We start from the raw sequence: 21,644 nt of genomic DNA on the forward strand, positions 1-21,644 counted from the left end.
TTTTGAATAGGGGCTTTCACTTTTATGAACGTTTACTCCAATGCTTTTAACTTCAATAGCCGCCTCAATGGCGTTGTCGACACGCGCACTGGTCAGTACGTTTGCCGTATTGCACTGGCCACACTCTACCCGCAGGGGCCGTTGGAAATAAGTCGTGAAATTGCACTCTCCTTCTCCCTGTTGAACTCAGATGTCTCAGGTAACTATGGCGCCGGGTGGCGCCTTGACAACACGGAGTTTGATCTGGCGACTTCAAAGCTGACGTTGTTGACAGGTGAGCAATACCAAACCCATGGGCTGCCGTCTGTGGGGCGCACATTGGTGATCAAGGACCGAAAGCTCAAGGACCTGGTGGTCCAGCGTGTCGGCGAGTCCACGCTTCACGTGATTTATAAGGACGGCACCCTTGAAATCCTAGGGCGCCCGAGTAGCTCTGGGCCTTACAAGATCACAGCCATTCAGTTTGAAAACGGTGAGCGCTTGCGCTTTTCTTATCTCCAGGGGGGCCGTTGGAGCGCATTCAGAACGATCAAGGGCAAGACTTGTTGGTGTTGACCTACATGGGCGCCTTACTTGTGGAGGCCGACGTTTTGATTGACGGTGGCCGGTATGCCCGTACTCGAATTGCCTATGGGAATGTTAACAACCAACTAGTGCGCGTCACTGTCCCTTACGATCGTACACAGGCTCCGGAAACTGCGGCCTATACATTTGTCTACCACAGACCGTTTCGCAACGGCCTCATCGCGATCAGCGAAGTCAACTCACCGATGGGGGGTAACACACTCATCAGCTACGAAGAGAATGGCCATCAATACGCAAACAATCAGTACATCCCGCGCGTGGTGGGGTGGCGGCAAACCCCGGGGGGTAATCAGCCACCGATCGGTCGTAAGTACAGTTACAGTGCGGGGACTAACTTCACAGGTTATCCCTACTCGGGTGGCTTCACTCCGGGTGAAGAAAACATGTACCTGATTGCCGGTGACTATGCCTATTGGGGCGAAGAGACGGTCATTGATGTGAGCAACAATGATGCCCCGTTGTATGCCACCCGCATGACCTATAACAAGTTCCACCTGTTGACCGAGGAGCGCGTGACCCGCGAAGGGACCCGAACCACCACAAGTCTTGCCTATAACATCCTCCCTGGAAAATTGTTCCCTGATCAGCCGCCCAACCTGCAATTGCCTCGGCAGGTGGTCAGACGCTTCGAATTGGTTGCTGGCGGCAACGCTCGTGAAGAAGTGCAAACCATGGAGACCGATGACTATGGCAACGAGCTAAGTCGTACCGAAGCCTCTGGCGTTTGTGTCGAACGCAGCTATTACCCGGTCGCGGGCGAGGCGGGAAAGTGTCCGGCCGACCCCCATGGTTTGTTCCAGCGCTTCGTGAAGCAAGAGCGCCTTGTTGCCGCAGGCGATACGCCAGCCGCACGACTCACCGAGTACACACATACCCGTGTGCCACAGACGGGTAACAGCTACTTTGTGGTGCAGGAGTCGGTGACTCAACCTGACCTGTTCAGCACGCGGCATACCTACTACGACACACCCGTCTTGTTGGTTGGTCGATTGAAAAGCACGTCCAATACAATCGACGAGCTTGCGTTGACCAGTCACTTCACCTACACCGTTGCGGCGGGCAACCTTGTTGAGACCCGGCGCATGATGGGGCGTGAGGGGCAATGGCTTGAGTCGGCACGCACGCTCTCGCTGGTCAATCGGCGGTTGCTGTCGATGACTCGAGACGGTGGTTGCTCACTGGATCTGGCGTTCGATGTCAGTGGCCGTTTGACAGCGGAAACAGTTTCTCTCGGCAAACCCCAGCAAGCCGGGCGGCGTTACGCCTATCATTTTGCGACGCCGGAAAAACGTGCTCATTTGATCACCACTGATGCGCAAAATAACCAGGTCATTACCTACTTTGATGGTGTCGGGCGCCAAGTGTCCGAAGCTCAATTGATCGGTGCCAACCGTGACCAGGAGCGTGTCACCAGAACGTGGCGTTACGACGCGTTGGAGCAACTATCGGAAGTGGTCAAGCACGATTACCTGACCGATGGGCAGCGCTCATTGAAAAGCACCTACTCCTATAACCATTGGGGCAACTCCAGTCGTGTGACCCGCGCCGATGGCAGTGTGCAGATCGATGAGTACGATCCACTGCTCAACCTCAGGGTCGAAGGAGTTGAAGGCGGCGAGCGCTTGAGGCGTTACTTCAATGAGCACAATCAGCCGGTAAAAGTGGAACGTCTCGACGCAGGCGGCGCGACTGTCGAAGTGGAGTCGCGCACCTACGATGGCTTGGGGCGCTGCCTGTCGGTACTGGATAATATGGGCAACAAGCGCACCGAGTTTACCTATGATGCCTTCGACCGGTTAATGACGACCCTTGAAATACCGCTTGATGGCACGCCGCAAAGGCTGCAAAAAACGGACTATGCCCCCGGCACCAGCGACGCAATGATCAGTGCGTTGGCGGTCGATGGCAAGTGTCTGGGGGCCCGTACTTATGACAGCCTGGGCCGCTTGACCAGTCAGACGCGCGGGACGGGGCAGGCCACAACCTGGGAGTATGAGCCTGGATGGAATGAGCCTGTCGCCATAACTTCCCCACGGGGTCATCGTCAGACGCTGACTTACGATAAGGAGTTGGGTGTACCGATCCGTAGAGAGATGACAGGGCTTCCGGTGAGCGCCTACCGACATGATGCAACTACCAGCATGTTGACCCGCTCGGAAACCGATGGCCTGATTCACGAGTATTTTCAGGACGCGAATGGCCATCCAGAAAAGGATATTCAAACCGCCAACGGTGCGTCACTCACTGCGCTGTATAGCCATTCTCCTGGTGGGCGCCTGTTGTATCAAACGGCTGCCGATGGTCAGCTCAGCACGCTTGAGTACGATATTTACGGGCGTTTTTCCCGGATCACCACCGGGCCCCTGGTGATCGAGCAAGGCTACGATACCCTTGGCCGGCCTCAGGACCTGACCACGGTCTATGAGGACACGACGGTGGTGACCAAGGTGTCTTATGATGCATGGGGACGGGAAGCCGAACGCCGCTTCGAGGAGAACGGTGTACTGCTGCAGGTGATGACCAATACGTATCACGCCAACAGTCTGTTGGCGACCCGCTTTCTTCGAGACGCGAGTTCGCGGGTGGTGATTGGTGAAACGTTCACCTACGACGCTTTCTTACGGTTGAAAACCTACCGTTGCGAAGGCCTCGAACAGCCTCAGGATCATTTGGGGAGAGGCATTGTCGGGCAGGACTTCAGCTTAGATGGCCTCAACAATATCACCGGCGTAGTGACCACCTTTGTCGATGGCACGCAGGACATCTGCGAGCGATTTTTCACCGGCGCCGATCCGACACAATTGACTCGCCTGACCCATACGGCACCACCACAAGATGTGACCCTGACGTACGATGCGGCGGGCAACCTGCAGGCAGGACCGTCTGGGCAGGTCTATACGTACAATGCCTTTGAGCAACTGACAGGTGTGCACGCCGGTTCCGACCAGTACAGCTACCAGTACGATGCCGACTCCCGACAGGTCGTTGCATCCCGGGGCGATGAGCCGCCAGTGAGGTTGGCCTATAGCGGCGAACGCCTTGAACTACTGGTTGAGGGGAACAAAACCATCCGTTACGCCAACGGCGATGATCAAGTGATGGCACTCAGCGGTGGGGTGGATGGGGTGCAGTTGTATGCCAACGATGCCTCTGGCAGCGTGCGCGGCATAACCGCCCCAAGCGAGGCTCATGTGCGGCGACACTACACGCCCTATGGCGATACGACGATATCGCTGGACGATGGTAAGGCCCGCAGCATGGCCGACCTGCAACTACCTGGAATCAATGGCCAGCGACTGGACGTAGCGACCAACCTCTACGTCCTCGGCAGCGGCGTGCGCGCCTATGACCCGCGCCTGATGATATTTCTGCAGGCTGATCCGCTGAGCCCTTTCGATGAAGGTGGGGTCAATGGTTATGGGTACGCTGCGTGTAATCCGACCAACATGATGGACCCCAGCGGGTTGTGGCCGACCTGGTTGAAGTGGGCTTTCACGGGGGCTGCGTTGGCGTTTGGCGTTGTGACACTGGGGGCAGGTTTGGCAGGCATTGCTGCTGCTGGTTTAGCCGCCGTTACCTCGGCCCAGATAGTAGCCGTCGTCGGAGCGACGATGGGTGTCATTGGCAACATCTTAGGGGTGACCGCACTGAGTATAGAAGCGGTTGATAACGCAAACGGATGGGATCGCTCCCATCACATTAAAAATCTGGGGTGGGCGTCTTTCTCCTTTTCCATCGCCAGTTGGTCAGCCAGTGGATACAACGCCTGGGGGGCTGCGAGTAAAGCGTATGGCGCGGCGAAGACGGGGGTGGATGTAGGGAAGAACACAGCTGGTTTTGTTGTCGACGTCCCACTGCGTGAGGCGCTGAGGAGTGGGAGCAAATTAATCTTGGGTCGAACCTTTAAATTCGGTAAAGCGGTGACCACTAGCAGTAAGGCGTTCGGTTCCACACGAGCATTTGTCAGAACGGCTAATTTGATGCGCTCGTTGGTGGCGCGTTACGACGCTCTCGACTCCCCTTCCGAAGTGGACGACGCGACTAAGGGGGAAAGACGTGAGGCGCAGTCGCAATCACGTTCGGAGCTGGCGCACATCGCCGACATGCCAGACACCGCAAACCGGTTTTATCAGGCGTTCAGGGAGGAGGCTTTACGTATTCGTCAGCCGATCCTGAGTGAGCTTTACCAGGCGGCACCACAACGGTAAGGGTGATTCAAACACATCAGCAACGTGGAAAGCGTTGCGGCGATGTCGCTCCGCAGGAAATAGTGGACAAAAAAGCAGGTACATAAAGCCCTGCTTCTTCGTCCTTGGTTCAGGCTTACGGGCGTTTGCGCTCGACAGGGCGCAACAGGTGCGTCGGCGGCGTTTCACAGCTGATCTTGCGCCCCAGCAGCGTCTCGATCGACGGCAACTGATACGAGTCATCTTCCCCGGCAAAGCTGATCGATACACCCGCCGCCCCGGCACGACCGGTACGGCCGATACGGTGTACGTAATCGTCCGGCACTTCCGGAAGGGTGAAGTTGATCACATGGCTGATGCCATCGATGTGAATCCCGCGACCGGCCACGTCGGTGGCCACCAGCACGCGGATCTTGCCTTCGCGGAAGCCTTCGAGGGTCTTGATGCGCTTGTGCTGTGGCACATCGCCCGACAGTTGCGCAGCGTTGACGCCGTCACGCACCAGGCGTTCTTCGATGCGGCGCACTTCGTCCTTGCGGTTGGCAAACACCATCACGCGCTCCCAACCGTTGTCGTTGACCAGGTTGTAGAGCAGCTTGTACTTGTCGGCACCGGCCACGGCATAGATGTGTTGCTCGACGTTCTCGCTGGCGACGTTTTCCGCTTCGATCTCGACGATGGACGGGTCGGTGGTCCACTGCTTGGCGAGGTTCATCACGTCCTCGGTGAAGGTCGCGGAGAACAGCAGGGTCTGACGCTCGGATTTCGGCGGGGTCTGGCGAATGATCTGACGCACTTGTGGGATGAAACCCATGTCGAGCATGCGGTCGGCTTCGTCCAGTACCATCACTTCTACCATGTCCAGGTGCACGTCGCCGCGCTGGTTGAAGTCCAGCAGTCGGCCCGGCGTGGCTACCAGAATGTCGCAGTGACGGGCTTCGAGGTGCTTGAGCTGTTTATCGAAGTCCATGCCGCCGACGAACGTCATTACGTTAAGGCCGGTGTACTTGGTCAGGTCTGCGGCGTCCTTGGCAATCTGTACCACCAGCTCCCGGGTCGGGGCGATGATCAGCGCGCGCGGCTCACCCATGTAGCGTTCTTTCGGCGGCGGCGTCTGCAGCAACTGGGTAATGATCGAGATCAGGAACGCGGCGGTCTTGCCGGTGCCGGTCTGTGCGCGACCGATGGCGTCTTTGCCGGCCAGGGTGAAGCCCAGCACCTGCGCTTGGATCGGTGTGCAGTACGGGAATCCCAGGTCCTGGATGGCGTGCATCAGTTCAGGCGCCAATTTGAAATCGTGGAAGCGCGTCTTGCCTTCCTGCGGCTCGACGACGAAGTCTTCGAGTTTCCATGGGATCACCGGCGGCGTTGGCGCACGTTCGCGACGTGGCTTCGGCGCCACTGGCGCGGCAGCGGGTTCAACCGGCTTTGCCTGTTCAGGCGGTGTCACCGTTGGCTTCTTTGGCTGGGCAGCAGGTGCGTGCCGTGCGGGCTGTTTGCCGTCATTGCGGCTACCGGCTGTCGGAGCAGGAGCACTGGAATCAGGCGCGAGCGGCTCAGCCTCGCTTTTGCCGAACATCTTCTTGAGTGCTTTGAGCACGGTGATCTCATTAATTGGTTAAGGAATGTACGCCGGCCAGTGTAATGCAAGAATCGGGCGCGGCGTAGTGCGTCTGTCATACAGCTACATAAACTGTGGTTTTCAGCCCAGGCGAACGGTCAACCAGGCACCGATATCGCGTATCTCCTCGGGTAACACTTCGTGGCCCATTGGGTATTCCTGCCATGTCACGGTGACACCACGGGTTTTCAAATGCTCGTAAGCGCTGCGGCCCATGGCGTTCTGTACCACATCGTCGTACTGGCCGTGCAGGCACAGGGCGGGAATGCGCTGTTGGCTGGCTGATAATTCCAGCTCGTCGCTGAACGTAGGGGCATAGGTGGAGAGGGCGATCACGCCACCCAAGGGACCTTCCCAGTTCAGGAATGCGGTGTGGAAAACCACGGCGCCGCCCTGGGAAAAACCGGCGAGGAAAATTCGCGAAGCGTCTATTCCGGTTCTCTTCTGCGCTTCGATCAGGTCCGTGACCATTTTTGATGATGCTTCCAGTTCTTCCAGGCTGATCGAACGGGCCGGGCTCATGGCCTTGATGTCGTACCAACTGGGCATTTCATAGCCCCCGTTGATCGTCACCGGACGGGTCGGTGCCTGAGGCAAAACGAAGCGAGTGGTCAGCAAGCTTTCTTGTAGCGCCTCGGCCACCGGCAGGAAGTCGTAGCGATCGGCACCCAGGCCATGCAACCAGATTACGCAGGCATCTGCGGGCTTGGCGGGCTGAAGAATCAAGGGGTCGGTCATGTCTGCTCCATTAATGTGCGTGCGCTCCGATTAAGTGCGACGGAACGGTGCGTGGCTTGTCGATCTGTTAAGAGAATGTCGCAAGGTTGAATCTTTTGCACTTGATCATGGGCTGAAACGGCTCAGCCAGCACTCTGGTACGCGCCTTGCTACGTGTAGGTCGATGTCAGAACTTTCCTCAAGCGGTAACACTATCAGTGCATGCCGCTTGTAGGAAACAAGCTGGAATTACTGCGACAACTTCATGCCGCTTGACCCTAAAAAAAGCCAACACGGGTCGATATCGCCTCATAAGGGTGCGCTGAGGTTCGAGCTCCGACACAACAAGAGCAAACTGGAGGTTTGAATGAAGGTATTGAAATCCACCCTGGCCATCGTTTCCGCGGCGGCCGTTCTGGGTGTCAGCGGTTTCGCCCAAGCCGGCGCCACTCTGGATGCCGTGCAGAAGAAAGGCTTTGTGCAATGTGGCGTGAGTGACGGCCTGCCGGGTTTCTCGGTGCCGGATGCCAGCGGCAAGATCCTCGGGATCGACGCTGATGTGTGCCGCGCCGTGGCCGCTGCCGTTTTCGGCGACGCTACCAAGGTCAAATTCAGCCAGTTGAATGCCAAGGAGCGTTTCACCGCGCTTCAGTCCGGCGAAGTCGACATTCTGTCCCGTAACACGACCATGACCAGCTCCCGCGACGCCGGCATGGGCTTGAAATTCCCAGGCTTCATCACTTATTACGATGGCATCGGCTTCCTGGTAAACAACAAGCTGGGCGTGAAAAGTGCCAAGGAGCTGGACGGTGCAACCATCTGCATCCAGGCCGGTACCACCACTGAGCTGAACGTTTCCGACTACTTCCGCGGCAACAACCTGAAATACACCCCGATCACCTTCGATACCTCCGACGAAAGCGCCAAGTCGCTGGAGTCCGGGCGTTGCGACGTGCTGACCTCCGACAAGTCCCAACTGTTCGCCCAGCGCAGCAAGCTGGCCGCACCGAAAGACTACGTGGTACTGCCGGAAACCATTTCCAAAGAGCCATTGGGCCCCGTCGTGCGTAACGGCGACGACGAGTGGCTGGCCATCGTGCGCTGGGTTGGCTACGCCATGCTCAACGCTGAAGAGGCCGGCATCACTTCGAAAAACGTTGAAGCTGAAGCCAAGTCCACCAAGAACCCGGACGTTGCACGTCTGCTCGGTGCTGACGGCGAATACGGCAAAGACCTGAAAGTGAAGAAAGACTGGGTCGTACAGATCGTCAAGCAAGTCGGTAACTACGGTGAAGTGTTTGAGCGCAACCTGGGCAAGAGCACCCCACTGGAAATCGACCGTGGCCTGAACGCGCTGTGGAACAACGGCGGCATTCAATACGCACCCCCTGTGCGCTGATCGCTGATGGTTCTGTCACCCGGTGGGCCAACCGCCGGGTGATGTTCTGTTCCATTATTTTCGGGGCATTTCATGCAAAAACAAATCGGCGCACCCAAGCAGAAGCTCAGCTTCAGCGATCCCAAATTGCGTGCGTGGCTCTTCCAGATCATCACGATTGTGGCGGTGGTCTCGCTGGGCTGGTACCTCTTCAACAACACCCAGACCAACCTTCAGCACCGAGGCATTACCTCGGGTTTCGATTTTCTTGAACGCAGTGCCGGCTTCGGCATCGCGCAGCATTTGATCGACTACACCGAATCGGACAGTTATGCCCGGGTGTTTGTGATCGGTTTGCTCAACACCTTGCTAGTGACTTTTATCGGCGTGATCCTGGCGACGCTGCTCGGGTTCGTCATCGGCGTGGCGCGGTTGTCGCCGAACTGGATGATCAACAAGCTGGCGACCGTGTATGTGGAAGTGTTCCGCAACATCCCGCCGCTGCTGCAAATCCTGTTCTGGTACTTCGCGGTGTTCCTGACCATGCCGGGGCCACGCAACAGCCACAACTTCGGCGACACCTTCTTTGTCAGCAGCCGTGGCCTGAACATGCCGGCAGCGATTGCCGCTGACGGTTTCTGGCCATTTGTGGTCAGCATCGTGGTTGCCATCGTGGCAATCGTGCTGATGGCGCGTTGGGCCAACAAGCGCTTTGAAGCCACCGGCGTACCGTTCCATAAGTTCTGGGCGGGCCTGGCGTTGTTCATCGTGATCCCGGCGTTGTGCGCCTTGATCTTCGGTGCACCGCTGCACTGGGAAATGCCCAAGCTGCAAGGTTTCAACTTTGTCGGCGGCTGGGTACTGATCCCTGAACTGCTGGCATTGACCCTGGCGCTTACCGTGTACACGGCAGCGTTTATCGCCGAGATCGTGCGTTCGGGTATCAAGTCCGTCAGCCACGGCCAGACCGAAGCCGCGCGCTCACTGGGCCTGCGCCCTGGGCCGACGCTGCGCAAGGTCATCATTCCGCAGGCCCTGCGGGTGATCATTCCCCCGCTGACCAGCCAATACCTGAACCTGGCGAAAAACTCGTCGCTGGCAGCCGGTATCGGTTACCCGGAAATGGTTTCGTTGTTTGCCGGCACGGTGCTCAACCAGACCGGCCAGGCCATCGAAGTCATTGCCATCACCATGAGCGTGTACCTGGCGATCAGCATCAGCATTTCCCTGCTGATGAACTGGTACAACAAGCGCATTGCGCTGATCGAACGGTGAGGAAACGCCCATGAGTTCACATACTTTCAAACCGGATATGCCGCCGCCGAACAAAGTGTTCGGGCCGATGGCATGGATGCGCGCCAACCTGTTTTCCAGCTGGCTCAACACCCTGCTGACGCTGCTGGCGTTCTACCTGATCTACCTGGTGGTGCCGCCAATCCTGAGCTGGGCGATCATCGACGCCAACTGGGTTGGCACCACGCGTGCCGATTGCACCAAAGAGGGCGCCTGCTGGGTGTTTATCCAACAGCGCTTCGGGCAGTTCATGTACGGCTACTACCCCGGCGACCTGCGCTGGCGCGTGGACCTGACCGTGTGGCTGGCCATCGTCGGTGTGGCGCCGTTGTTTATCTCGCGTTTCCAGCGCAAGGCGGTCTACGGCCTGGGTTTCCTGGTGCTGTACCCGATCATCGCGTTCTTCCTGCTACACGGCGGGGCGTTTGGCCTGACCAACGTGGCGACCAGCCAATGGGGCGGCCTGATGCTGACCCTGGTAATCGCCACTGTCGGCATCGCCGGCGCCTTGCCGCTGGGCATCATGCTCGCGTTGGGGCGGCGCTCGAACATGCCGGCGATTCGGGTGGTCTGCGTGACCTTCATCGAGTTCTGGCGCGGTGTACCGTTGATCACTGTGCTGTTCATGTCCTCGGTGATGCTGCCGTTGTTCCTGCCGGAAGGCATGGGCATCGACAAACTGCTGCGGGCGCTGATCGGCGTGATCCTGTTCCAGTCGGCCTACGTGGCTGAAGTGGTGCGCGGTGGCTTGCAGGCGATTCCCAAAGGTCAGTACGAAGCGGCCGCTGCGATGGGCCTCGGCTACTGGCGTTCGATGGGCCTGGTGATTCTGCCGCAAGCCCTGAAGATGGTGATCCCCGGCATCGTTAACACCTTTATCGCGTTGTTCAAGGACACCAGCCTGGTGATCATCATCGGCCTGTTCGACCTGCTCAACAGCGTCAAGCAAGCCGCCGCCGACCCGAAATGGTTGGGCATGGCCACTGAAGGCTACGTGTTCGCGGCCCTGGTGTTCTGGATTTTCTGTTTTGGTATGTCGCGCTATTCCATTCATTTGGAACACAAGCTCGACACTGGCCACAAGCGTTAGGAGTTGATGTTATGAGCGAAGCGATCAAACAGCCTGTGAGCCCTGAAGGCATTATCCAGATGCAGGGCGTCAACAAGTGGTACGGCCAGTTCCACGTGTTGAAAGACATCAACCTCAACGTCAAGCAAGGCGAGCGTATCGTGCTGTGCGGCCCGTCGGGTTCGGGCAAGTCCACCACCATCCGCTGCCTCAACCGTCTGGAAGAGCACCAGCAGGGCCGCATCGTGGTCGATGGCGTGGAGCTGACCAACGACCTCAAGCAGATCGAAGCGATCCGCCGTGAAGTGGGTATGGTGTTCCAGCACTTCAACCTGTTCCCACACCTGACCATCCTGCAGAACTGCACGCTGGCGCCGATGTGGGTGCGCAAGATGCCTAAGCGCAAGGCCGAGGAAATCGCCATGCACTACCTGGAGCGCGTGCGCATCCCGGAGCAGGCGCACAAGTTTCCGGGCCAGCTCTCTGGCGGCCAGCAACAGCGTGTGGCGATTGCCCGTGCACTGTGCATGAAGCCGAAAATCATGCTGTTCGATGAGCCCACTTCGGCACTCGATCCGGAAATGGTGAAGGAAGTTCTGGACACCATGATCGGTCTGGCTGAAGACGGCATGACCATGTTGTGCGTGACCCACGAAATGGGCTTTGCGCGCACCGTGGCCAACCGTGTGATCTTCATGGACAAGGGCGAGATCGTGGAACAGGCGGCGCCAAATGACTTCTTCGACAACCCGCAGAATGACCGGACCAAGTTGTTCTTGAGCCAGATTTTGCATTGATCGATGTCTGAAAAAATAAACCCGGCCAAGTGCCGGGTTTATTTTTGCCTGCTGAAAATTTTCAGGAGGCTTGTAGGGCGAGTTGTTGTGCGTCAATCGAAAATACCGCTCCTTTTTCCTACCTAAGAACCCCTAGTGCGTTGCCTTTGTAGGTCAGTCCGAATAGGCTGTAGGAAAATTCATCCTATGATGGGACGAAAGCGCAAAATCCTATGACAGACATCGCCCCCCTGATCAAACGCTCTCTGGTCGACCAGGCCCTGGAGCAACTGCGCCAGCGCATCAGCCAGGGCATATGGGCCATCGGCGAGCGCCTGCCCACCGAGCCCGAGCTTTCCGCAGAGTTGGGCATCAGCCGCAATACCGTGCGCGAAGCCATGCGCGTATTGGCGTTTTCCGGCTTGATCGAGATCCGTCAGGGCGACGGCAGTTACCTGCGCTCGATGACCGACCCGCTGGGCGCCATGCGCGCGTTGTCCCATTGCACTCTGGAGCAGGCGCAGGAGACGCGGCAGATCCTGGAAGTGGAGGCCATCGGCCTGGCCGCCCTGCGTCGTACCGAGCAAGACCTGCATCGGTTGCGCGCGGCGCTCGACACCAGCGCCGCGCTGTACCACGGGGAACTGGAGGCCTACATCAGCGCCGATCTGGTATTCCACCAACAGTTGGTGGACGCGGCGCACAACCCGGCGTTGAGCGAGTTGTACCAATACTTTTCCAGCATCATCGGCGCGCAACTGCGCCAGACCCTGAACCTCTCGCCGCGCCGCCAAGCGGTGTTCGACCTGCACACCGCCCTGCTTGATGCCGTCGCACAGCAAGATGCGGAGCGCGCCAAATCCCTTTGCCGGCAGTTGATCAATGAACCTTGATGCCCCACGCACGCCTGAGTTGGAACAACTGCTGATTGACGCCGAGGCCGATGACGATGAGGTCCAGCACAGCCCCCCGCCAGTGAGCCGGCCGTGGGTATTGCTGCTGGGCCTGGTGCTGGTGGCGCTGAACCTGCGCCCGGCCCTGTCGAGCCTGTCGCCGCTACTCAGTGAGGTTTCCAGCAGCCTGGGGTTGTCGGCGGCCAGGGCCGGTTTGCTGACCACCTTGCCGGTGCTGTGCCTGGGTCTGTTCGCGCCGCTGGCGCCGATCCTTGCCCGGCGTTTCGGCGCCGAGCGGGTGGTGCTGGGGATTTTGCTGATGCTGGCCGGCGGTATTGTGCTGCGCAGTGCGTTCGGAGAAGTCGGCTTGTTTGTTGGCAGCCTGATCGCCGGCGCCAGCATCGGCATCATCGGCGTGTTGTTGCCCGGTATCGTCAAGCGCGACTTTGCCAAACAGGCGGGCACCATGACCGGGGTCTACACCATGGCGCTGTGCCTGGGCGCGGCGTTGGCGGCGGGGGCCTCGGTGCCCTTGAGCGACTACTTCGGCCACCGTTGGAGCATCGGGTTGGGCTTCTGGATGCTGCCGGCGTTGCTGGCCGCGTTGTGCTGGTTGCCGCAAATCGGGCACAAGCATGGCGCGCATCGCGTTGCCTACCGGGTGAAGGGCTTGCTGCGTGATCCGCTGGCCTGGCAAGTGACCTTGTACATGGGCCTGCAATCGTCCCTGGCCTACATCGTGTTCGGCTGGGTGCCATCGATCCTCATCGACCGCGGCCTGAGCGCCACCGACGCCGGGCTGGCGCTGTCCGGTTCGATCATCGTGCAACTGCTCAGCGCCCTCACCGCGCCGTGGCTGGCCACGCGCGGCAAGGACCAGCGCCTGGCCATCGTGGTGGTGATGCTGCTGACCCTCGGCGGGCTGATGGGCTGCCTGTATGCGCCGCTCGACGGGCTGTGGGGCTGGGCGATCCTGCTGGGCCTGGGGCAGGGCGGCACGTTCAGCCTTGCGCTGACCTTGATCGTGCTGCGCTCGCGGGATGCCCACGTCGCCGCCAACCTGTCGGGCATGGCCCAAGGTATCGGTTACACCCTGGCGTCCCTCGGCCCGCTCGCGGTGGGCCTGATTCACGATTGGACCGGTGGCTGGGCCGCCACCGGCTGGGTTTTCGCGGTGATCGGCCTGGGCGCCATCGTCGCCGGTCTCGGTGCGGGGCGGGCGAAGTACGTCGGCGTGTGCAGCGAAAAAGTCTAGAGGTACACCACCTCCAGGGTCGCCGAACCGTCCATGAGGATGTCGGTACTCAGGTCCAGATTCTGTTTGGCGTTGATCACCGTCTCCAGGGTCAGCGTGCTGGTCAGGTTCTGGATCGCCATGGGGCCGGCGGTGCTGCCCGCAGTATCGGTGAAGCCCAGCAGGCTTTTGGCGCCCACGTCGATCGGGTTGCGGTTGGCCGTGCGCCAGGCCAGGCCGGCGGTGGTGGATTCGGTGCCGTAGACCTCGGCCACGGCGTCCACCACGGTCAGCGTTGGATCGAACGTCACTGAGTACACGCCGATCTTGTTCGCGCTGTTGTCCAGGCCCAATCCGTAATAAATCTCGCTGTTGACGTAGGCGGTGCCGTCGCGGTTGTCGCGCATGCGCAATGCGTAACGCACCGGGCCGTTGCAGGTCACCGTCAGGCCCAGGGACTTGAGCGGCAGCCGCGTGCCCGTCGTGAGGTTGAGGTCTTGCTGGGCGATCTTGCCGAAGTCCACCTGCCCGTTGTCCGACAGGCTCGGCACACAGGACGCCGGGGTGATTGTGGCGTTGACGTTCAGGTCGACAGCGGCGGCCTGCGCCGGTTGGCTGAACAGCAGGGGTACGAGGATCAGGTAGCGAGTAATCATGGGAGCCTCCGAGGTGCTTAGAAGTAGGTGATTTCCAGGGTCGCCGAACCGTCGAGCCGCACTTCACTGCTCAGGTCCAGGCTGTCGAGCGGCGCGACAAAGGCTTTCAGGCTGAGTAGCGCGCTGAGGTTTTGCAGGGCCGTCGGGCCTTCTGTGCTGCCGGTTGTGGCGGTAAACCCCAGGAGGCTGCGTGCGCCCAGGGGAATTGTGCTGGCGCTGGCGTTGCTCCAGGCGGCGCCGCCGGTGGTGGAGTCGGTGCGATACAGCTGTGGCAGGTTGTCGGCGCTGGCCTGGGCGGGGTCGACCAACAGGTAATAGCGGCCGATTTTCTGCCCGCGTGCATCCAGGCCCAGGCCGTAGGCGGTTTCATCGATGCCGCCGGTGGCTGAGCCGGCGCGGTTGTCGTGCATGACCAGGGCAAACGGGGTCGGGCCGTCACAGCTGACCGTGAGACCCAACGCGCGGGCGGGCAGGGCGGTGTCTTTGTCGCGACGCAAATCGCTGACCGACAACTTGCCAAAGTCCACCGTGCCGTTGTTGGCCAGGGTGGGCGTGCAGGCCGCTGGCGCGAAGCGCGCTTGCAGATGCAGCTCGCGCGAGCGTCCGGACGCGGGGGCATCGACCAGCGCCGAGGCGTCCCAGGTCTCGGCATCGCGCACCCGAAACGCCTCTTCCCGGGCCCAGGCATTGACCTGCAGTTGTGCAGAAAAACTGCGCCCGGCGACGGGCTGGCCGTCGTGCAGCGGGACGATGCCATGGTCGGCGCGCCAAGTCAGGCTCGCCGCCACCTGGGCGGGCGCCTGGCCGGGGCCGGCGAGCAGGCCCAGTTGCACCGCGCGGCCATCGAGCACGGCGTCATGCACTTGCACGCGGTAACTGCCACCGTCGGTGAAGCGCAAACGCTCGGTGCCGGCGGCCAGAGCGCGGTAGAACAGGCTCATGTCGGCGGTTTCCGGGCAGTTGAGGGTCAAGGACAGGCGTCGTTCACCGAGCAGTCGCTCGGCGGTCGGCGTTGACGCAATGGCGCGGTTCATCAGGCCAAAATCCAGGCGCGATTCGCTCAGGTCCAGGCGGCAGTCGTCCTGGGCCAGGGCGGTGCCGGTACACAGCAGCAGGGCTGCCAGGCAGTGGTGACGTTTCATGGGGCGTTCCTCAAGGCCGCTGGCAGCGGGCCGGGGCGGTTTCGAAATACACGTGGGGGTCGGCCTTGGCCGGCAGTTCAAAGCGCAAGTGGCAGCGCGGCTGATCGGCGGCCTTGATCCAAAGCGAACGGGTGTCGAGCACGTCGGACAAGAACACTTGGTTGCCTTCCTGGACCAGCGTGATGAACTCGCCGTCCTCGGTGGTCACGGTCGAGCCGCGTGGCATCGGGGTGTCCAGGGTCAGCAGCGCGCGGCGGGTGAGCGACACGCCGAACTCGATGCGGTCCACCGCGCCGCGCCCTGCCGAGACCACCGCGAGCCCGTTGTGGATGTCGGCATTGCGCGGCAGCGAGCGGGTTTGCACTTCCAGCGGGCTGCGCCCATAGGCGCTGAGCTGGGGCGCGACGGCCTGACCCTGCCAGTCGGTCCACACCGGGCCGCTGGGGGTATTGACCTTGATTCCGGCCATGTCGCCCACCGACAGCACGGCAAAGGTGTCGCGCACCGGGTAGGGCGAGAACGTCAACCCGTCGCCGTGCAGCACCACCGCGCCGCGTGCGCCGCCCTGGTAGCTGGAGCGTTCGGCGTCGGAGCGGGTGTAGTTGAAGTCCAGCTGGCTGTAGAACGGCAGGGCCGAAACGCCCAGGGACGACTCGACCTCGCGGTCGCGGGTGTCATGTTCGACGCCGACCCGATACGCCAAATGGTCGTTGATCTGTTCGTTGAGCCCAAGCCCGGTGCGGTGCTCGCCACCGGAATTGCGCACCCACGCGCGGCCTCGGCGGCTTTCGCCCAGGGGCAGGCTGACCGTCAGGTACAGGCTGTCGTCGTTATAGCGACGCCCGCCCATGTGCCATTCGGCGGTGGCGGACACCGACATGCCGGCGATTTGCGTGCCCCAGGACGCCAGGGCACGGCTGCTGCTGTCGCCCTGGAACGAGGACGAACGCGAAAACCCCGCGCTGAAGGCGCCCAGCCACGGATGCGACCACGAGGTGGTGGCGCTCTGCTGGTCGCGGTAGCGCGTGCGTTGCTGCTCGCGGGTGTCGACGACGTAGGTCGACTCGCTGAGGTCGCGGTAGCCCAAGGTGCGCCAGGAATTGGCCGCCGTGAAGGCCCAGCGCTCGCTCAGTTTCTGCGACCACGACAGGTCGGTCTGCACACCGCGCTCCTGGGTGCGCCGCGAGGCTTCGGAGGCGACCACGGCGACTTGCACCTGGCTATCCTGCCAAGGCAACAGCCCCAGGCTCAGGCCCGCCGAGCGATAATCCTCGGCCGCCAACAGCCCGCTGCCGAAGCTGACCTGCGGATGCGGCGAGGCGCTCCAGCCCGCACTCACCACCCAGGGTTCAGCGCCTGGGCCGTCGCCGATATTGCGCACCCGCCCGGCCGCCACCGAGTAACCAGGCGCGGGCAGGCCCAGGCCGAGCATGGCGGCGGGCACGGTGAACCGGCGTTCCTCGCCGGTGCTTTCCTTGACCGTGACTTCGACGTCGGAGCGCCCATTCAGCCGCGGCACATTGCTCAGGCTGAACGGACCGGCGGGCACCACCGTGGAGTGAATCAACGTGCCGTTCTGGCGCACTTCCACCTGGGCCGGGCCATTGGCGATGCCATCGATGGTCGCGCCCTGGTTCTGATCTTGCAGGGCCTGTTCGGTGAGCACTTGCACGCCGGTGATTTGTGCCCCGGCGAGCACCGGGTTGTAGAGGTTGATCTGCCCGGCCTGCAACACCGCCTGGTGGCTGGCGAAGGTGCGCTGGGCGTAGGCGTCCAGGTGGGTGGTGCTTGAGGTGCTGTCTTGCCAGGTCTGCACCTGGCGGCTGCGCACGATCCAGTCGCCGGCATTGAAGCCGACCTCGGTATTGGCCGAGCCGAAGCGGCTGGCGTCGTCGCCGTAGTGGTTGTACAGGCCGGTCACGTCGTAGTTGAGCAGCGCGGCAAACCCGCCGGTCTGATAGCCGGAAATGTCCTGGGTGACCGGGCGCAGCGCCTGGGTCGGTACCACCAGGTTCAGGTTCAGGTTGGCCGGGTCATGCTCAATCACGGTTTGCGGGTATTGCTGGAGAAAGTCGTAGCAACGGCTTTCCTCGGCCGGGCCCGAAGACGGCGTCACCAACTGCGCGGCGTTCAGCAGCGGCGGGTCGAAGCAGGTTGCGCCGTGCTGATCGATGCTCACATCGACGCGCCCGCGCCGCTGGCCGTTGACCGTCAGGTTGAGCGCGTGGCGGCCTTGGGTAAACCGCGGGGCCTGCATCAGCAGGCTCGCGAGTTCAGGGTCGATGCCGCGCTGGAGCAGGGTCTGTGGGTCAAAGGAATCGCTCGACGACGGCGTCTGTGCCCAGGCCAGGTTTGTCGGCAACCCCAGGCTGAGTGTCAGCACAAGCAAGGCGAGGTGCGGTGAAACGCCGGGCACGGCTTTGCCGTCACGGTAATGAATGACTGTGTTCACACAAATGCACTCGGATGATGGAAGTACCCGGCGTGATTCCCTATCGCGTCAGGTCTTCCCGGTGGCCTTCAGTGGGTGGCCACTTCGTTATCGTGGCGCCGTTGCATCCCTGGGCGCCGTTGCATCACAGGGTTATGGGCGCGTCGTGGGGCTCGACGGCAAAGCCATACACGGTGGCCGGTTGCAGGCGCACGCGGGTGGCGCCGGTGCCGGTGCCGCTGGCGGTCATGGTCAGTGTTTCGCCGGGCAGCACGTAGGTGCGCGGCAGCATCGCCGAGGCATTGCCGGGCAGCAGTTGCAGCTCCTGGGCCAGGCGCACTACATACGGGGTAGGGTTGTGGACGCTGAGTTGGTCGGCCTTCAAGGTCCAGCTCAGGCCCAGCCACGGTGTGCGATTCGGTGCCAGCCCCTTGGGATGAATGATCACCGGCAGGTTCTGGCGTACGGTCACGCCCACTTGCGCGCGCCCGGCCTGGGCCGGGTCGCGTTGGGCGGGCATGCCTTCGAATATCGCGCGCTTGAGGCGCTGGGTTTGCAGCGGCGCCTGGGTTTGCAGGATGAAGCGCACCAGCTGGCTCTTGGACGCTTCGACGCGGGTCAGGGGTGGGGTCACGAACAGCAAGGTGTCGCTGTCCTCGGGAATGTTTTCGAGGGTGACGTGCAGCAGGGCCATTTTGTTGTCGGTGTTGGTGACCGAGACCGTAGCCTCGCCGTCGGCCTCGTTGACGATCACCACCGAGGTGTCCGGGACCATGCCGTCGGCACGCGCGACGGTTGCGCCGAAGACGGCCAGTGCCACGCAGCAGAGGCGCGGCATCGCACGCCAAACGGAAAGAAACAGGTTCATAACAGGGCTCTTCAATACAAGGTGCTTCAAGGGGGTCGCCATGTGCTCGGCATGTGACCGGGGCGCTGACGACGCAGGGTCAGAGGTAACGCAGGTTCAGCGTGATCGAGCCATCGAGGGGCACCTCTTCGTGGAGCGTCAAGGTGTTGGCCGGGCTGATCGAGGTGTCGACCCGCAGAGAGGCCACCAGCAGCCGGATCGGCGCGGGCAACGCATCGCCAGCGTGGGCGAAGCCCATGAACAGGCCGGGGTACACGTAAGGCTCGGGTTTCCAGGTGGCGCCCTGGTCGGATGAGGTCAGGGTCTGCATCAACTGCGAATCGCCAACCGGCCCGCGCAATGACAGGCTGACCGAGCCGAGGCGTTCGTCGGGGGCGTGGGGGTTCATGCCCAGCCCATAGAAGTAGTCCGGCGCCAGCGATGACTCGCGTTTGTTGTCGATGCCCACCAGAGCGAACAACACCGGTCCTTCGCAACTGATGCTCAAGCCCATTTGCTGATTCGGCAGCACGGTGTACTCACTGGGGTGCAGTGTCGTCGCGAGGATCCTGCCGTGGTCGACAAGGCCGTTGTCCGACAACGATACGGTGCAGGCGCTGGGGGTTATTCGCCCGTTGACGTCCAACTCCACAGGCGAGAGGGCGAAGGCCAAGGGCGTCGTCAGCAACAGCGAGGCGAGGGCCGGCAAGCGAATAAGCAGGGTCATGGCGTAAGTTACCTGGTGTTGAACGGTGGTACGGGCATCGGCTCAGGCGGCGTTACAGGTACTTGACTTGGATCGTGACCGAGCCATCAATCGGGGTATCGTCTGTGAGCGTCAGGTTCTTTGCCGCCAGGATGAACGGCCTTACCGCGAGCTCCATCGCGGTGTTCTTGGCCGCGACAGGGATGCGCCCTGCGTTGGGGTCGCGGATTGAAATAATGAGGTTTTTTGACCAGTTAGTGTCCGGATCATGGGTGCCCCAACTGGCGCCGTTGTCCATCGAGAAGATATGTGTGACGGCAGCCCCGTCGGCGACCCCTTTGTCGAGGAGCATGATGTAACCACCGATACGCTCACCCGCGAGCGTCTTGCCGATGCCATATCGGCCGATGTCACCGGAGTCTGCCCGGTTGTCAGTGGTCTGCATGGCAAACAGTGTCGGTGCCTCGCAGTCGATGCCCAATTGCAGGGTGGTCGGGGTCAGCCAGGTTGACGCCTCCGGGTTCAGGTCTTTGACCGAAATCCGGCCGACGTCGACGGTGGTGGCCGACAGGCTTGGCGTACACGCCGAGGGTACGATCAGGCCCTTGACGCTCAGGTCGACGGTGGATGCGGCGAATGCCGGGAATGCGCTGGCGATCAACAGGCCGGCAACGCTGGTGCTGAGTAGTTTTTTCATCACGGGTAAAGCTCCAGGGAAAGGGGGCATGCCCAGCCCATACAGGTGAACGGCGATACGGGCTTCGGAAAGGGCAGTGGCGTTACAGGTACTTGACTTCGATGGTGGCCAAACCATCGATCGCGGTGTCTTCGCTGATGGTCACGTTCTTTGCCGGGTGGATGAACGGGTTGACGGAAAGCGCCATCAGCGTGTTCTTGGCCGGGATGGGTGTTGACGCCGTACCGATTGCCTTGATCGAGATCAGACTCGTGGATTGCCAAAGGTCGTCTTCATAATGAGTGAACCAGGTGGTGCCGCCGTTGTAAGAAACAATGGTTTGGACGGCGACCGCGTCGGCCACGGCGTTGTCGAGAAACAGACCGTAGCCGCCGATCGGTTCGCCGGCGGCGGTCTTGCCGATACCAAACTCGCCGGCGTTGGCACTGGAATCAGTGCGGTTGTCGGTGGCCTTCATGGCGAACAGCGTCGCGGCCTCGCAGTCGACGCTCAGCGACAAGGTGCTCGGGTTCAGCAGGGTGCGGCTTTCCTGATTAAGGTCCTTGACCGACACCCGGCCCATGTCGACGGTGTTGGCCGACAGGCTTGGCGTACACGCCGAGGGCACAATCAGGCCCTTGACGGTCAGGTCCACGGTGGACGCGGCGAGTGCCGGTAATGCGCTGGCGATCAACAGACCGGCAACGCTGGTGTGGAGTAACTTTTTCATGCGGGTAAAGCTCCAGGGAAGGATAGGCATACAGGGGGTGCAGGGGTTACAGGTAACGCACTTCGACGGTCACGTGCCCGTCGAGGGGGGCTTCATCGGTCAGGGTCAGGCCGTCGGCGCGGGCGATCCGGGTGTAGAGCGCAACGTCCGCGTCGAAACGCGTCACCGCCATGGGCCGGGTGGTGTTGTCGGCCGAAGCAGCCGCGAGCAGGTTGAGGTGGCTCAGCTGGGTTCCGGCGGCCCAACTGGTGCCGCCATCCAGTGACACGATGGTGCGCGCGGCCGCCTCATCCGCCACCGGGTTGCTCAAAGCCAGGGACACGCTGCCCAGGTTCTCGCCTTGGGACGTCGTGCCCAGGCCGTGATGGTTGGGAATCACCGCGGTGCCTTGACGGTTGTCGATGGTGGTCAAGGCAAAGAGCGTCGAGCCCTCGCATTGCACGCTCAGGTGCAGGGAATTGGGGGGCAACAGCGTGTGTCGGTCCGGGTTGAGGTCGCGCACGGTGACTTTGCCGTGGTCGATCACGCCGTCGTTCGACAAGCCCGTGATACAGGCTTTGGGCGTGATCGCGCCGGTCACGCGCAGGTCGGTTTGGCTGCCAGCCAAGGCGCTGGGCACAGTGGCCAGTAACAGGCTCGCCAGCAGCGCTGGGACATATTTATCCATGGAACGAACAACCTCTCTGGGTAATGTCCTGAGTGG

The 21,644-nt window shown here is 61.3% G+C and carries 18 protein-coding genes; 8 read left to right on the forward strand and 10 right to left on the reverse strand.

Annotation, left to right across the window (positions count from 1 at the left end):
• Window positions 1–24: 24 nt before the first annotated feature.
• Both AC4PS7_RS01625 and AC4PS7_RS01630 read left to right on the forward strand, forming a co-directional pair.
• Window positions 25–555: a hypothetical protein gene (locus tag AC4PS7_RS01625; protein WP_492179034.1), complete on the forward strand. Its 531-nt coding sequence runs from the start codon at window positions 25–27 to the stop codon at window positions 553–555.
• Window positions 510–4,793 (forward strand): RHS repeat domain-containing protein, encoded by a 4,284-nt coding sequence (locus tag AC4PS7_RS01630; protein ID WP_492179035.1) that lies wholly within the window; start codon window positions 510–512, stop codon window positions 4,791–4,793. The genes AC4PS7_RS01625 and AC4PS7_RS01630 overlap by 46 nt, the downstream gene beginning before the upstream one ends.
• 115 nt (window positions 4,794–4,908) lie before the next feature.
• Here AC4PS7_RS01630 and rhlB read toward each other — a convergent pair whose 3' ends face one another.
• Window positions 4,909–6,372, reverse strand: a complete 1,464-nt coding sequence (rhlB, locus tag AC4PS7_RS01635; protein ID WP_010212956.1) for an ATP-dependent RNA helicase RhlB — start codon at window positions 6,370–6,372, stop codon at window positions 4,909–4,911.
• Window positions 6,373–6,474: 102 nt separating this feature from the next.
• Entirely contained in the window at window positions 6,475–7,131 is a 657-nt protein-coding gene (locus tag AC4PS7_RS01640) for an alpha/beta hydrolase (protein ID WP_010212955.1), read from the reverse strand.
• 346 nt (window positions 7,132–7,477) lie between these two features.
• Between AC4PS7_RS01640 and AC4PS7_RS01645 the strand changes: the two genes are divergently transcribed.
• The 6 genes from AC4PS7_RS01645 (at window position 7,478) to AC4PS7_RS01670 (ending at window position 13,774) form a co-directional block, all read left to right on the forward strand.
• Window positions 7,478–8,509, forward strand: coding sequence for an amino acid ABC transporter substrate-binding protein (locus AC4PS7_RS01645; protein ID WP_010212954.1), 1,032 nt, complete (start codon window positions 7,478–7,480; stop codon window positions 8,507–8,509).
• A 72-nt stretch (window positions 8,510–8,581) separates the two neighbouring features.
• On the forward strand, window positions 8,582–9,763 hold the full coding sequence (locus tag AC4PS7_RS01650) for an amino acid ABC transporter permease (protein ID WP_010212953.1): 1,182 nt from the start codon (window positions 8,582–8,584) through the stop codon (window positions 9,761–9,763).
• Window positions 9,764–9,773: 10 nt separating this feature from the next.
• Window positions 9,774–10,871, forward strand: coding sequence for an amino acid ABC transporter permease (locus tag AC4PS7_RS01655; RefSeq protein WP_021491844.1), 1,098 nt, complete (start codon window positions 9,774–9,776; stop codon window positions 10,869–10,871).
• 11 nt (window positions 10,872–10,882) lie between these two features.
• Window positions 10,883–11,647: an amino acid ABC transporter ATP-binding protein gene (locus tag AC4PS7_RS01660; protein ID WP_003171943.1), complete on the forward strand. Its 765-nt coding sequence runs from the start codon at window positions 10,883–10,885 to the stop codon at window positions 11,645–11,647.
• Window positions 11,648–11,859: 212 nt separating this feature from the next.
• Window positions 11,860–12,519, forward strand: a complete 660-nt coding sequence (locus tag AC4PS7_RS01665) for a FadR/GntR family transcriptional regulator (protein WP_010212949.1) — start codon at window positions 11,860–11,862, stop codon at window positions 12,517–12,519.
• Window positions 12,509–13,774: a CynX/NimT family MFS transporter gene (locus AC4PS7_RS01670; protein WP_205517939.1), complete on the forward strand. Its 1,266-nt coding sequence runs from the start codon at window positions 12,509–12,511 to the stop codon at window positions 13,772–13,774. Before AC4PS7_RS01665 ends, AC4PS7_RS01670 begins: the two co-directional genes overlap by 11 nt.
• On the opposite strand, the gene AC4PS7_RS01675 is transcribed toward AC4PS7_RS01670, so the two are convergent.
• From AC4PS7_RS01675 to AC4PS7_RS01710, 8 genes are all read right to left on the reverse strand, one after another.
• Window positions 13,771–14,409, reverse strand: coding sequence for a DUF1120 domain-containing protein (locus tag AC4PS7_RS01675; protein WP_305437019.1), 639 nt, complete (start codon window positions 14,407–14,409; stop codon window positions 13,771–13,773). The two genes, AC4PS7_RS01670 and AC4PS7_RS01675, sit on opposite strands and share 4 nt — an antisense overlap.
• A 17-nt stretch (window positions 14,410–14,426) precedes the next feature.
• Window positions 14,427–15,551 (reverse strand): DUF1120 domain-containing protein, encoded by a 1,125-nt coding sequence (locus tag AC4PS7_RS01680; protein WP_045791292.1) that lies wholly within the window; start codon window positions 15,549–15,551, stop codon window positions 14,427–14,429.
• A gap of 10 nt (window positions 15,552–15,561) precedes the next feature.
• Window positions 15,562–18,003, reverse strand: a complete 2,442-nt coding sequence (locus AC4PS7_RS01685; protein WP_047541251.1) for a fimbria/pilus outer membrane usher protein — start codon at window positions 18,001–18,003, stop codon at window positions 15,562–15,564.
• Window positions 18,004–18,127: 124 nt separating this feature from the next.
• Entirely contained in the window at window positions 18,128–18,850 is a 723-nt protein-coding gene (locus AC4PS7_RS01690; RefSeq protein WP_080923181.1) for a fimbria/pilus chaperone family protein, read from the reverse strand.
• A 79-nt stretch (window positions 18,851–18,929) separates the two neighbouring features.
• A complete protein-coding gene (locus tag AC4PS7_RS01695; RefSeq protein ID WP_042571685.1) occupies window positions 18,930–19,556 on the reverse strand; it encodes a DUF1120 domain-containing protein in 627 nt (208 codons plus the stop codon).
• Between the two features lie 52 nt (window positions 19,557–19,608).
• Window positions 19,609–20,232: a DUF1120 domain-containing protein gene (locus AC4PS7_RS01700; RefSeq protein WP_042571686.1), complete on the reverse strand. Its 624-nt coding sequence runs from the start codon at window positions 20,230–20,232 to the stop codon at window positions 19,609–19,611.
• Window positions 20,233–20,314: 82 nt separating this feature from the next.
• Complete coding sequence (locus AC4PS7_RS01705; protein ID WP_042571687.1) at window positions 20,315–20,941, reverse strand: DUF1120 domain-containing protein; 627 nt, start codon at window positions 20,939–20,941, stop codon at window positions 20,315–20,317.
• Window positions 20,942–20,987: 46 nt separating this feature from the next.
• Entirely contained in the window at window positions 20,988–21,608 is a 621-nt protein-coding gene (locus AC4PS7_RS01710; protein WP_010212936.1) for a DUF1120 domain-containing protein, read from the reverse strand.
• Window positions 21,609–21,644 lie beyond the last annotated feature (36 nt).

Source organism: Pseudomonas sp. DW-iso3 (assembly GCF_058725305.1).

Excerpts from the sequence above, each read along its gene's own strand:
- AC4PS7_RS01625 (WP_492179034.1), top strand. The coding sequence starts at position 25 with ATGAACGTTTACTCCAATGCTTTTAACTTCAATAGCCGCCTCAATGGC.
- AC4PS7_RS01640 (WP_010212955.1), bottom strand. The coding sequence starts at position 7,131 with ATGACCGACCCCTTGATTCTTCAGCCCGCCAAGCCCGCAGATGCCTGC.
- AC4PS7_RS01645 (WP_010212954.1), top strand. The coding sequence starts at position 7,478 with ATGAAGGTATTGAAATCCACCCTGGCCATCGTTTCCGCGGCGGCCGTT.
- AC4PS7_RS01650 (WP_010212953.1), top strand. The coding sequence starts at position 8,582 with ATGCAAAAACAAATCGGCGCACCCAAGCAGAAGCTCAGCTTCAGCGAT.
- AC4PS7_RS01655 (WP_021491844.1), top strand. The coding sequence starts at position 9,774 with ATGAGTTCACATACTTTCAAACCGGATATGCCGCCGCCGAACAAAGTG.
- AC4PS7_RS01660 (WP_003171943.1), top strand. The coding sequence starts at position 10,883 with ATGAGCGAAGCGATCAAACAGCCTGTGAGCCCTGAAGGCATTATCCAG.
- AC4PS7_RS01665 (WP_010212949.1), top strand. The coding sequence starts at position 11,860 with ATGACAGACATCGCCCCCCTGATCAAACGCTCTCTGGTCGACCAGGCC.
- AC4PS7_RS01670 (WP_205517939.1), top strand. The coding sequence starts at position 12,509 with ATGAACCTTGATGCCCCACGCACGCCTGAGTTGGAACAACTGCTGATT.
- AC4PS7_RS01675 (WP_305437019.1), bottom strand. The coding sequence starts at position 14,409 with ATGATTACTCGCTACCTGATCCTCGTACCCCTGCTGTTCAGCCAACCG.
- AC4PS7_RS01680 (WP_045791292.1), bottom strand. The coding sequence starts at position 15,551 with ATGAAACGTCACCACTGCCTGGCAGCCCTGCTGCTGTGTACCGGCACC.
- AC4PS7_RS01690 (WP_080923181.1), bottom strand. The coding sequence starts at position 18,850 with ATGAACCTGTTTCTTTCCGTTTGGCGTGCGATGCCGCGCCTCTGCTGC.
- AC4PS7_RS01695 (WP_042571685.1), bottom strand. The coding sequence starts at position 19,556 with ATGACCCTGCTTATTCGCTTGCCGGCCCTCGCCTCGCTGTTGCTGACG.
- AC4PS7_RS01700 (WP_042571686.1), bottom strand. The coding sequence starts at position 20,232 with ATGAAAAAACTACTCAGCACCAGCGTTGCCGGCCTGTTGATCGCCAGC.
- AC4PS7_RS01705 (WP_042571687.1), bottom strand. The coding sequence starts at position 20,941 with ATGAAAAAGTTACTCCACACCAGCGTTGCCGGTCTGTTGATCGCCAGC.
- AC4PS7_RS01710 (WP_010212936.1), bottom strand. The coding sequence starts at position 21,608 with ATGGATAAATATGTCCCAGCGCTGCTGGCGAGCCTGTTACTGGCCACT.